The 12410-nt window shown below is 65.7% G+C and carries 8 protein-coding genes; 7 read left to right on the forward strand and 1 reads right to left on the reverse strand.

The genetic code is table 11. The features are described 5' to 3' along the window. Positions 1-5: 5 nt before the first annotated feature. Together ON22_RS06620 and ON22_RS34425 are read left to right on the forward strand one after the other, a co-directional pair. Positions 6-833 (forward strand): NlpC/P60 family protein, encoded by an 828-nt coding sequence (locus tag ON22_RS06620; protein ID WP_156052459.1) that lies wholly within the window; start codon positions 6-8, stop codon positions 831-833. Next, entirely contained in the window at positions 830-2284 is a 1455-nt protein-coding gene (locus ON22_RS34425) for an NlpC/P60 family protein (protein ID WP_051157232.1), read from the forward strand. Before ON22_RS06620 ends, ON22_RS34425 begins: the two co-directional genes overlap by 4 nt. A 33-nt stretch (positions 2285-2317) precedes the next feature. Here the strand turns inward: ON22_RS34425 and ON22_RS37380 are convergent, their stop codons facing one another. Beyond that, positions 2318-4645, reverse strand: coding sequence for a hypothetical protein (locus ON22_RS37380; protein ID WP_174375562.1), 2328 nt, complete (start codon positions 4643-4645; stop codon positions 2318-2320). A gap of 385 nt (positions 4646-5030) precedes the next feature. Here ON22_RS37380 and ON22_RS06635 point away from each other — a divergent pair, with 385 nt between their 5' ends. The 5 genes from ON22_RS06635 (at position 5031) to ON22_RS06655 (ending at position 12398) form a co-directional block, all read left to right on the forward strand. Then, complete coding sequence (locus ON22_RS06635) at positions 5031-7199, forward strand: hypothetical protein (RefSeq protein ID WP_033247380.1); 2169 nt, start codon at positions 5031-5033, stop codon at positions 7197-7199. A 62-nt stretch (positions 7200-7261) separates the two neighbouring features. Next, positions 7262-9856 carry a hypothetical protein gene (locus ON22_RS06640; RefSeq protein WP_156052460.1) on the forward strand — a complete coding sequence of 865 codons (2595 nt, stop codon included), beginning with the start codon at positions 7262-7264 and terminating at the stop codon, positions 9854-9856. Positions 9857-9889: 33 nt separating this feature from the next. After that, positions 9890-11362, forward strand: a complete 1473-nt coding sequence (locus tag ON22_RS06645; protein ID WP_033247382.1) for a PPE domain-containing protein — start codon at positions 9890-9892, stop codon at positions 11360-11362. Next, positions 11359-11721: a YbaB/EbfC family nucleoid-associated protein gene (locus ON22_RS06650; protein WP_051157233.1), complete on the forward strand. Its 363-nt coding sequence runs from the start codon at positions 11359-11361 to the stop codon at positions 11719-11721. Before ON22_RS06645 ends, ON22_RS06650 begins: the two co-directional genes overlap by 4 nt. Beyond that, on the forward strand, positions 11718-12398 hold the full coding sequence (locus ON22_RS06655) for a hypothetical protein (RefSeq protein WP_033247383.1): 681 nt from the start codon (positions 11718-11720) through the stop codon (positions 12396-12398). Before ON22_RS06650 ends, ON22_RS06655 begins: the two co-directional genes overlap by 4 nt. The last annotated feature ends 12 nt before the right edge of the window (positions 12399-12410 follow it).

The following is a 12410-nucleotide window of genomic DNA, read 5'->3' on the forward strand; positions in this document are numbered from 1 at the left end:
TTGTGGTGGCGTCGGACGAAAAGTCGAATACGAAGTCGAAGAAAAAGCTGATCGTGGTGCTGGCTGCCATGTTGTTGTGCTGCTGCGGCGGGCCCGCGCTCATGGTCGGGGGGCCGTTCGCCGAGTTGACATCGATGGCGAAACAGGATTTCGGGCGCCAGTGCGATATCGCGCTAGGACCGGCCACCGGTACAGCGCCTACCACCGCGACTCCCACCAGCACCCGCACCGGATCGGTTCCCACCGCGCCCGGATCGCCCACCTCTACTCCCACCGGTAACCCGTACGCATCCTTGACCTTCGCGGCCGACGACCCGGCCGTCGCACCGCGAGACCGGGAATGTGCGTCGGCCATGCGGGTGGCTCCCCGTCAAGGTCCGGCCCTCCAAGAGGGCAGCAACGCTCCCGCCGCGGTATGCGCCGCCGATCTCGCCCTGAGGTATCCCGAGGCGGGCGGTGCGGCGGATCCGGCGGAGTATGTCCGAGACGTGATCTACAGCGCCTCGCTGGCCATCTCGTCGCAACGATGCCTTCCCGGTCGTGCGCCCTATGCTGCCGCAGCGGAGAACTGCGGTGACACCACGAACGGCGAACCGGTGATCTTGCCGGAAACCGTGCGGGAGCAGGCGTTCTGTGGGCATGCGGTAGATCCTGCCGCAATATCGGCCGGTGATCTGGTGTTCTGGGATTACCGGGACAACGCCGCGCACCGGGCGGGCATAGCGCTGGGTTCCGATGAGTTGGTGACGGTCGAGGGCGGGGAGTTCGTCCGGTCGGGTATCCCCGGCGCCGGGCACGTCCAGATCAAACGGGTATTGCGGGAGGTGTCGTGACCAGCGCGGAAATCGGGCCGTTCGCAGTAGAGGCCGAGTACGACGACGATCCGGAGAACGATGGTGCTCCCGGAACCGGATCCCCGTGGACCGGTGAGCGCCGGCGGTGGGGCGCAGGCGGCGGCAATCCGAGCGTGCCCGGCGCACCGGCAGCGCCGCCCGGCCCCGCCCCATCGTCCGGCGCCACCGCGACCCCGGTAGCCCAGTCCGTGCCGGCGCCGGCAGCGCCGCCCCCGGGCCTCGCGCTACCTGGTCTGCCGGTCCTTCCGTTGCCAGGCGTGCCCGTACCGGCAGCCGGTACACATCCGGCACCGGCGCAGCCCGCGGCAGGCCCCGCACCCGCTTCGGCCCCGGTGGCGGACAGGCGCGCGGAAGCCGAACCCGAGCCACTGGTCGATCCCGAGATGCTGGCGCGGATGGCGCCCATGGCGATGATGGCGGGCGCGGCCCTACTACCCATGATCGGGTCGGCGCTCTCGGGCCTCACGGGTGGCGCCGGTGGTGCGGCGCCTGTAGCCGAAGACGGCGCGACGGGAATGTCGCCGGAAGCCGACCGTGCGATGAAGGTGCTGAAACTTCTCGAGGATATGTACGGCGAGGGTGAGCCCAAAGACCCCGAGATGAAGAAATTGAAGGAGGAAGCCGGCAAATCGGATTCCTCCTCCAGCGGTGCCGGGCCCGCCATGTTGAAGGCCAGGATGCTGTTCCAGGACAATGCCGTGACCGCCTTCAACAACCTCGACAAACAACTGGCCAAATACATTTCCGGTCTGGCGGGATCGAACAAGATCGACAAGAATGCGGTGCGGTCGCTGTTGAAGCAGGTCAATGCGGCCCTGGCCGAGCTCGGGCCGATGGCGTACACCAAGGAAGGCCAGCAGAAGGTACGCAAGATCCTCACCGTGGCCCTGGAGGCGGCGCACAAGATCGTCGCCGGCGGGTCGGCGAATGCCGGTGACGCCGCCTCCGCCATCAACCAGTTGACCAATCAGTACCTGTACAACCTGTTGGGCAAGGAGCTGCCCGGCGGGGTGAAATTCGCGTCGGGCAAGAGCAAGGGTAAGGGCGAGACCCCGATCGAAGGGGGGTCCGCTCGTGCGCAGCATGCTGTGAAGACCGCTCTGAACCAGGTCGGCGATCCTTATGTATGGGGAGCCGAAGGGCCGAACAGCTTCGACTGTTCGGGTCTCATGCAGTACGCGGCGAAGAAAGCCGGCGTGAACATCCCCCGGGTCGCCGACGATCAATTCAATTCGCTGCCGAAGGTGGCGAACAAGAATATCCAGCCCGGTGACCTGATCTTCCCCGAGAGCAGTTACAAGAACGGGGAGATGGGGCATGTGATGATGTACATCGGTGACGGCAAGTGCGTGGAAGCACCGAGCCGCGGCAAGGATGTCCGAGTCACCGATTTGCCGCCTAGTTTCGCGGCGCGGCGCTGGGCCGACTGAACCGGCCCGACAGGTGCCGATCCGCCGCTGTCCTCACGGATCGAAGGGATCCAGGCCTTCGCTCGGATCGAGATGGTCGAGATTGGCCAGCCGCAGATGCCACCGGTAGAGGTCGCGCTGGGCGGCGAGGTCGGCCGGATTCGCCGCGAAAGAGTTTGCTGCCGACTCGAATCCTCGCGCGGCCTGGTTGCCGATCGCCCAGCGGGTATCGCGGCCGACCATATTCCATTCCTCGGGAGTGATCGCCCGGCGCAGTGCGATATCGGAGTCCCAATGCTGCTGGACCCGGTTCATGAAGTTCTGGTCGATCACAGCTCCGGGGCGCGGCCGGTTGGTGTGGCGCCGGAAGTTGGTTCCTGCCATCGCGGCCTGGGCCGCGAAGGCCGCGCGAGCCTCCAACGGATCGGTCGGGCGCATATGGTTTTCGACGGCGCGGGCCGCGGCGATCGCTTTCTGCAATGGTTTCCAGCCATAAGGATTGCCGGACATACTCGAGTTCATGGCAGCGAGTGCACGCAAACTCTGGTTTGCCACTGCATCAGGGGCTCCGCCGGCGAGCAGTACGGCATTCAGCCAGTTGCCCGGAACTTTCATATCGCCCAGCCCGTCGAGAGCGTTCGCGACGCCGAGTGCGGTGTTCATGCCCCCGAAGGGCGCGGCGCGTTGCTGCGCTCTCATCAGCCAGTTGGTGCGGCCCTGTTGCGACCAGTCGTACATCTGCTGGCGTGACGCCGCGGAGCGGATATTTGCGAGATCCGAGGCTTTCTTGCCCCGGGCCAACGGGTTCAACGGGCTCGGAGTGGCCATCATGAGCCAGCCGGTGATCGGCGAGCTGTTGATCGTGCTCAGCGCAGCGAGCATACCCAGCCCGCTCAGCGAACCGCCGCCACCCGATCCACCGGCACCGACACCCATACCGAGTGCCGTACCACCGCCGCTACCACCCCCACCACCGCTTTGACCGCCCTGGATGGCCATCGCGAACCGATTGGCCACCCAGCTGTTCCCGCGGTCCAGGCTCTTGCTGAGGCGGCGGATCTGGGCGATGGCCACGATTTCCACCACACAGGCGATCACGATCACCGAAATCACCTGGCCGGGTGCCTGGTCGAACAGATTACTCATGAAGAGTATGTATATGCCCAGGAAGCATGTAAAGGCGGTCATTCGTGCCGCGGAGATGAATCCGTCGACGACGTTGCGGACCAAGTAGGTTTGTGTCGGTCCGTAGACGAAACCGCCCGCCGCGAAACCGAGTATCGCCATGAAGCCGTGATAAATGGTGTCCAAGGCCGCTTTGGTGACTTTCAATGCCAGATAGATCGCGAACAAGAGCAGCAGGGTTGCGCAGACCAGCAGGATCAACCCGGTGCCGACCTGTCCCATCGTCGGATTGTCGGCTTTGGTGGACGCGGCCTTGTTGTTGCAGTCTTCCATTGCCTTCCGGACATTGGCGTCGTCTCCGGAGAGCACACCGGAACTCCAGGCCGAGCGGCAGGAATAGTAGTTGTCGACGACGTGCCCGAAGTTCCACACCTGCACCGGTTTCCGAGCGAAATTATCGGCCAGGTCGTTCTGCATCCCGGTGACCAGTGTCGACGGATTCGGGCTACCGTCGCCGGTGAGGCCGGCCGCGACCGATATCCCGACATCGCGGCCCACAGTGAGCAACCCATCCGATGAGAGCACATCGTGCAACGGTTCGGCGAGGAAAATCGGGCCGAGCACCGCCACACCGAACATTGTGACCACCTGCATGGTGGCCTTACCCGGAAAACCGCGGACGATGAACCAACCCACGAAGAACGCGCCGATGGTGACCGCGGTGATCAGCACCATGGGGGTCGCGACCTGGCCGACAAAAGCATCGGCCACTCCGATGAGGGCGTCGGCGAACATATCGAGCCAAGCGAAACTCAGGGTGAACCCGATAATCCAGATCGCTGTGGTGACGATGGATATATAGCCGACGAACTCCACACCGAGAAGGGTCCACAGAATTGTGTTCCCCGGGTTCAGTAGATCCCCTCTGTCGGTGGCGAATGTGTAGCTCGCGAGGGGAACGCCTTCGGAATCCCGGACATTCATCCAGCTGAGACCGTCGACCTGGGAAACGCCGCTGCTCACCTGGGCAGTGGCCACGGCGCCGACGATGCCCGGGAATACGACCAGAACGAAAAAGATCGCCAGTGCCCACAGCATCCGCCGCCGCCAGGGGCGTTCGCGTACCCAATCCTTGGCTCGGCGAACGAGAGTATCGGGATACCAGCGCAGTGGATTCCAGAGCCGGTGCTCCGCGGCGGAGGCGCGGACGGTGGTGCCGGTGTGCGCTGAAACTGCCGGCCGGGTCGGTGTGGTCATCGAGCGCTCACCGCCGGTTTTCGGAATCCGGGGCCATCGGCGCATCCGGCCGGCGGCCGCGGTTCGCAGGCCCTGGGGATCGGCACGGACCGCTGGTCGCATCGGCTCCGCAGCTCGAAGTACGCAGGTTCATCAAGGCTTCCTCCTGCGTCGTCATTCAGCTCTGGCCTGGGTGAGGGTATCCGTGCGCGAGCACGCGGCTGCACGCTCGATAATGCCCTGTTCCAGCAGGTCAGGGATTCCCCGTGCTGGGAATCCAGGACAATGAGGGCATCACGAAGGGAGGCGCGCATGGTCGGCTGCCGATGCCGGGTGCCTTCTCTCGGCCGGTTCGGAACAGGCCACCGTGGGCGGCGCCGCGGGCTGTTGTCCGTGGCGGTGCGCCGTGCTCTTCGAGGCCGGTGAGGTCGTGGGACTCGGCGACTTCTTCGAAAACAACTGGGACGAACTCGTAGTCGGAACGGTGAGCGTGGTGGGGTTCACGCTCGGGGGTCCGCCGTTGGCCATCGTTCTCGGCTCTGTGGCGGGCGGAATCACCTCCGCTGCACAGAACGAAGACCCACTGCGTGGGGCGGCGTTCGCAGCGGTGGGCGGATTATTCGGTGGTGCCGCAAGTTTCGGTGTGAAGGGAATTCTGGGGGCAGGCGGCAGCGTCCTGGCCCGCAACCTGGGGTGGCGAGGAGCGCTCCCGAGGGCGCTGAACGGTGGACATGTCGCGGCGTGGAAGACTTATGCAGGCCTGCTGGGGGCGGCGACCACCGGGTGGACGGCGGACGGTGCAGTGCGGGACACGGTATACCAGCATCTCGGATACCCCGCCATACCCCTGATCGATATCAGCGCCGAGGAACTCTCCGACATTCCCGACGATATGCCCCATATCTACATGCCCGATCCGCACAAGCTGCCCGAAGGCCTCGAATTCACCGGGGCGATGCAACAAAACTTCCGGACGCTTCCCACCCTCGCATTCGACAGCTGGATCGCTCTCGGTGAGAAGCCCGTAGAGGCGCAGAAACTGCCGGAGGAAATCGACGTCACCGATATCTTCGGAGAAGAACACGCCGGGATACCGAGCTACGCGCACCGGGTCGAACTGTTGCGGGATCGGTACGCCGCGATACGGTCGCGATCCGTAATCGTGGCGGAGGCTGTGAAACGGTCTTCGTCGCTCTGCCGAGGAGGTCGATACGACCTGGCGGCATCGATCACCGCACAGAACAAATACGCGGGTACCGATCCGCGCGATATGAAGAATCTCATGGTTTTGCTCGCCGAGCACAATGAGAAGCTGAGCGAGGCGAGCGGCATCCCTGTTTACTTCGTCGATCCACAACGGCTGGGCGAGGGGATGCAGAGCGAGGACGCGTACACGTTCGTCCTGGTGGAGTCCGGCTATGCGAACGTCGAAACGCTCATGTCGTATTACGCCGGGCAGTTCGAGGAGTTGGCGGCGCAGGTGCAGCGGCAGGGATCCGATGACGAGGATTCCGGCTCGGAAGAAAAGAATCGCTCCGGCGACTCCACGGGCGATCCCGAGTTCGATCCCGCTGCCGCCGCTGCGGCAGAGGCGGCTGCGGCGGCAGAACGGTCGGCGGCCACCGAGCCCGGTCGCGTGCCGGCACCTGAGCCGTGGGATCTGAGTGCCGGTGCCGGTTCGGGCAACGACAACGATTCCGGGGCGGGGACAGAGACCGGTTCCGGCCCGGTGCACAGTGCATCAGGAGCGAGTGGCGGCGAACCTGCGGGTCCTGCTGCTGCCGGACAGCCGGGCATGATGCCGGCGGCCGCGGGCGTCGGTGGTCTGGGGTCGGCTTTCCAGGGAATGCTGCTGCCGCAGTTGTTGAAAGGAGCGCTGGGCAACCGGCGGAACGATCCGGAAGACAGGCTCCGCGCGCAGGACCGCGCCCCGGAGGACGGCACTTCCGTCACTGCGCTCCGGCCCGGGGTGGTTGCGTCGCCGAGTCCGGGACAACCGGCTACCGGGCAGAACGCCGGAGCGCCGGCGGCGCCCGCCGGACCGGCCAAGGCGGTATCACCACCAGCCGACAACTCCCCACCACCGGGAAGGGCGACCGGGCACGCCGAGTCCGGGCGTGTGGTGTACACATTCCCGGATGGACGTACCCAGGAGGTATCCGTTGTGGTGGCTCATGGACTGGACCGGGCCTTCGGCAATGCGGCAGGTACCGATGCCCAGGCCGCCTATGCCGGTACGGCGGCCGAGTGGTCGGATCCGAAGCAAATCGGTACGCGTATCGATCCCGCTCAGCTGACAACCGGCGACGTGGGACTGTGGGAGAACCGCAACGCCCTGCTGGTGGTCTTCCCGGCCGAATCCGCCGCCGAGGCGACGGTGGAAGCGGTGATCGACGGGGTACTGCAACCGGTGACCTCGCTCGCGGAAATGCGTGATGCAGAGGGCGCGTTCGGTGCGTTCAGCGGGTTCTTCCATCCGCCTGGTACCGAAGCGGCGGTATCGGCCGGAGCTGCGGATCGTTCAGGTGACGCCACCGTCGGTCCCGCTGCGGCCGACGTTGTGGTTCCGGCGTAGGAGGCACTGTGGTAGAGATCCGGGATGTCGCTGCGCTGGGTGTCGATCTCACAGTCTCTGGATTGACGAGTAGGTTCCTCGGCGGTGGCGGTGGTGGCAACGTCATCAAGCAGTTCGGTGGGGACACCGCCGGTGGTTTCGCCGGCGGTGCGGCAGCCGGGATGATCTCGAACGGTCCCAGCTGGAATTCTTTTTGGGAAGGCGGAGTCGCCGGCGCCGGTGGTGCGGCGGCCGGCTCGCTTCTCGGATTCGCCGGACGCAGGGCCCTCAAGCACTACGGCCCCAAGGCCGACGAGGGATTGTCCGAGGCCAGAGATGCGCACGCCGGTGCCGTGGACGAGGCCAATGCCCTGGACAGGGCAGATGATGCCGTCGAGGCCGCCGGAAAGAAATGGAATGATGCGGAGGCCGCGGTAGGTCGTGCGGAGGACAGTCTGACGACTGCGCAGGATCGATTGCGGCGTGCGGAGGCGAACCTGGCCGCCAACCCGGGAGACGATGCGTTGCAAGCGCGGGTGGGCGCCGCTCAGGATCGGGTGGATGCCGCCGAGGACGCATTGACGGCCGCGAAAAGAGCTCGGGACGAGGCCGGTGACGAGGTCGACAGTGCCTTGCGGGCATATGACGACGCGGATGCTGCCGCTCCTCGCATGGAGGATGCCGCCGACGCCGCTGCCGTCGCCGAACGTGCCGCGCAACGTAAGGCCGATATGTGGGGGACCAGCGGTCACGTGGCGAAGTACGGCCACCCTTCTCTGGTCGCGCTCGGGTCAGGCTTCGCGGTAGGCGCCGGCCCGATCGACTGGGGATCCGGCGGCGGCGGCGGCCCCGGCGGCGGCGGGACTGTTCCACTTGTATGGGACGGGCGTGCCGCGGCGGCAGGCCTCGCCGGAAAGCCGCCGTTTACGGAAACCGAAACCAATCCTGGCGTTGTGGTGACCTTGGGGCAGGGTGGCTTTCTGCTGCGGCCCCAGGCACTCAGCCCCGAACTGATCACTGCTTTCAGCGGAGCGACGGGGTCTTTCGCCGCCACGGTGGTCGACGTCTACAAGATGAGTGGTGATCTCGAGAAGAAGATAGAACTACGGCTCGACCCCGCCCCGCGCATGCCACAGGGGATCACCGTCGGTAGCGGCAGCGGTACCGATAGCTATGAAGAGGCCACCGACAGGGTGGATACTGCCCTGGACGAGCTCTACAAATCGGAGTTGGGTAACAAGGAGACTGCGGCGAAGGTCGAGGATATCTCGGCGACGGTCAAGGACAGCGTGGCGTCTGTGATCAACGGTCACAACAGTCAGGTGCAGCAACTCACGTCGACGGATCTCGAAATCAACTTCATGAAGCTGGTCTCGCAGGGGTTCGACGAACTGATCGGCATCCTGGAGAACGCCGCGAACGCGATGGACCGGGCGGCCTCGGGGATCGAGGATCCCAGCGCCGGCGACGCGGCGGCGGCCAAGCGGCTGAACGAGCGGGTGGGCAGTCTCGAGAACAGCCTCAACAATCCCGCGCTCTGGCCGGACGGCTCGCAAATCAAAACCCCCGACCCTGGCGGCCTCGATAACCTCGGTGTCGGTACTCCGAATCTTCCCGGCACGGCCAGTGCCGACCTGGCCGACGCGGCGAAACAAATGCAAGACCGGTCGAACGATGCACTGGAGGCGTCCACTCCGGACATACCGACCGCTCCGTCCAGCTCGCTCGGCGGTATCGCGAATCCGATGGCCGCAGCGGCGGGTAACAACCAGATGGACAGTCTGTTCCGCACGATGATGAACCAGATGATGATGTCGAAAATGTTGGGGCGTAACGCCGCCGACAGCGATTTGGCCCGCCGGGTCGACGATCTCGATCCCTCGCGCTACGACGTCGCGGCACAGCCCCAGATGCCCGCCACTCGTCCGGCGGCCACTACTCCATGGTCGACTCAACCGGCTACTCCACAGACACCGGCGCAGCCGGCCAATCATCAGTCGGGTCCACCCGCCGGCGCGACCTCCAACCAAACAGGTTCGGGGATGCCGAGGCGAGTACCGGGCGCGGACGGTCTGGTGGTTTACCCGCTCCCGGACGGCCGGACTCAGAAAATCACTCTCACGCGGGCTTTGGGGCTCGACAAAGGGTTCGCGAACAAGTCCGGCACCGACGCACAGGCCGCCTATGCGGGGACACCGGCCGCGTTCACCGATCACAAGGATATCGGTATGGCAATCGACCCGTCCCAGCTTTCCACGGGCGATGTCGCGATGTGGCGTCGTTCGGCGAAGGAGGACGGAAAGGTGCCCGCCGGTGCGAACGCGGTGGTCGGTACCGCTGTAGGGGGGCCCGCGAACGATGACAACTCGCCGGCGGAAGGCGCGGAGAAGCCCGAGGGACGACAGTCCGGCGATCCCGGAGGAGAACCGGAATATCGGACCGCGCTGCTCGTGGTCTTCGGGGACGGGGAGAGCGGCACGGTGGAAGCCATTGTGCAGGGCGAACTTCAGCCCTTCGACCCGGAGCTGGCGGATGCGGACGGGCCGATGGGTGAGTTCGCCGGGTTCAAACGTCCCAACGGGCTGGAGGACACCGGGGCCGACGGCCAGGATACCGATACGGCGATGAATACCGACCAGCCGGTGGCGGATATGCCGGCGCTGGCCGGTCCGGCGTGAGGGTGCGAGAGTAACAGGTGAGAGGAGACCGGTATGGCGTTGAATGTCGATCTCGGTGAGCTGGTGGCCGTAGCCGGGAAATCCGCAGATATGGCACGTCTCACCGGTGCCGCGATGCCGCGAGAATGGGTACTCCCCGCGGGGGCGGACCCGATCTCGGCACAGGCCGTTCCTCAGCTGAACGCCGATGCCGCGGCGCTGTTCAACGCAACTGTCGGAGTGCTGAACAGGATTCAGCGCGATGCGCACCACATCGGTCAGGCGGCAGTCGAGTACGCCGCGGCCGATGACGAAGGTGCCCGCCTGGTCGACGGGTCGGGCGGCAATCTGGTGGACAACCCGGTTCCGTCCGTGGAACAGGTGGGACTTCGCCGGGTACCGCCCGGATTACGCGATATGCCTGTGGTATCGGGAGATCCGCTGACCTTCGCGCAGCAGTTGCACAGTGGTCCGGGGCCGGAACCGGCTCATCGGTTCGCCGATTCGGTCCGGTTGTTCAACACCAGCTCCCGCGTTCAGGCCGCTGACGACATGGACCGTGCGGGATCGGTGCTGCAGCACTGGACCCCGGTGGGCTCCGAGGTGGCCACGCGATTCGCGACCTACCGCGGCTGGATGGACACGCTGGGCGACGCGATGGAGAAACTGGCCCAGGGGGCGGAGTCCTACGGCAACGCGTTCGCGCGAGCCAAAGCGAAACACCCGACTCCGGAAGAAATCATGGCTGCCCGGAAGAAGATGCTGGCGGCGGCGCGGTCCAAGAACGAGGTGGCGCTTGCCGCGGCGACCGCGGAATACAACGAAATGAACGTCCGGGCGGGTGAAGCGACGGGTTCGTATGTTTCCGAGACCGGGACGGGGGTCGCGAATTCGTCGGAGGGGTCCGGCGCGGCGGCAGCCCAGACCGGAGCGGGGTCGGGCGACCAGGGGCTGTCGCAGATGTTGCCCATGCTGATGAGCATGATGCAGCTGGGCCAAGACGGGCTGTCGCCGACCGAAGAGATCTCCGACGACTATTACGACGACTATTACGACGACTACGGTCTGGGCGATTACAGCGTCCCGTCGTACGGTAGTCCGACCGGCGGTACTCCCTCGATGCCCAGCGGGGGAATTCCGAGCGCGTCGGAGGTGCAGACGTTGTCCGGATCGACCGTGATGCCGCTGACGCCTGCCGTGGGTGGCAGCCTCGGTTCGCCGCCGCGGGTCCCGGGGGCGGACGGTGCGGCCGGTGGCTCGGGAAATTCCTACGGGCGTGGGGGAGCGCCGATGATGCCGATGATGCCGATGGGGGGAATGGGCGGTGCCGGGGCAGGAGGCGCGGGCGGTGGTGGCGACGAGCGCAACCGGATCGTTGCCTGGCACCCCGATCGCTTGATGTACGTCGATGACACTCCACACACCGAACCCGTTATCGGGGAACGGCCCACCATCGCGCCGACGGTCACACAACCGACCCCGGCCCCGGCCAATCAGGCCCCGACTCGCACCGGAGGCAACGCATGAGTATTCATCCCGATGTGCAGGCCGCGCTCGACGCGGCCCGAGAACTGCGGCACCGCATCGCCGATATGCGCGAGCGTATCGACGCGGTGCGCGCCCGGCGCCCGTCGCCGAGCGGCACGGTGATTCCGGAGGTCGACGCTATGGGCCGCTTGACGAGTTTGTATCTCGCTCCCGGGACCGCGGACCGATTCAGTGGCGAGGAACTGGTCGCCGAGATCATGGCTGCGATCCGGGAAAGCACGCAGGATGCGGCCCGTCAGTATCAGGTGATCATGGAGACGGTGATCACGGATGATGTCGCGGAGATCGCGGGCGATGACGCCCGGGAGCCGGCCGGGGTCGGAGATCCGGCGCGATGACCGCACCTGAGGAAGCCGACGTCGACGAGTCGGTATCCGCGGCCGACGCCATCGGGTGGCTGCACGAGGAAGGGCTGGCCCGGCTTGCGGCGTTGGGTGGCGATTCGGGTCATCCGACCGTCGCCTTCGCCGTGGACGTGGCGACCGGCATCATCACGAAGTACCCGGCGGCCAATGCCGGCATCGGCGCGGATTCGAGTACCGTCGGCGCCGACGATCTGCCGGGACCGCTGGAAACCGCTCGCCGACTCGTGATCGTGGGAATCACCAGTAGTGAACAGTTGCTGGTGGTGGATCTGGCGGGCTCGTTGGTGATGGGGATCAACGGTGACCGTCCCGAACTGGCCGCACGATCGTGGGTGAGCCAACTGCTCCTCAATCCCGAGGTCACGATTACCACCAACAGTGCCGAGGTCGCGCTCGGCGCCGGCCCGCGCTGTCGCAAGAGTTTCATTCCCGGCGGCGGCGGTTCGATCGTCAGTGTGGATGACGGTCGGCCGCCCGTCACCACCGTATCGATGAATTCCGATGCCGACGGTGCCGATTATCTGGAGTTGCTCGGTGACGGTTCCGGTGAGATGTATCTGGGGGCCCGGGTCTGGCAGCTACGCGTGGTGCTGACCATTGCCGACGCACCGTGGTCGGTGCTGTCGGAAACCCTGGCCGAATCGGCATAGTACAAGCGAGGA

This window comes from Nocardia carnea NBRC 14403 (genome assembly GCF_000308515.1).
Classification (GTDB): Bacteria; Actinomycetota; Actinomycetes; order Mycobacteriales; family Mycobacteriaceae; genus Nocardia; species Nocardia carnea.

Coding starts and splice junctions, on each gene's coding strand:
- ON22_RS37380 (WP_174375562.1), bottom strand. CDS start 4,645: ATGACCACACCGACCCGGCCGGCAGTTTCAGCGCACACCGGCACCACC.
- ON22_RS06645 (WP_033247382.1), top strand. CDS start 9,890: ATGGCGTTGAATGTCGATCTCGGTGAGCTGGTGGCCGTAGCCGGGAAA.
- ON22_RS06650 (WP_051157233.1), top strand. CDS start 11,359: ATGAGTATTCATCCCGATGTGCAGGCCGCGCTCGACGCGGCCCGAGAA.
- ON22_RS06655 (WP_033247383.1), top strand. CDS start 11,718: ATGACCGCACCTGAGGAAGCCGACGTCGACGAGTCGGTATCCGCGGCC.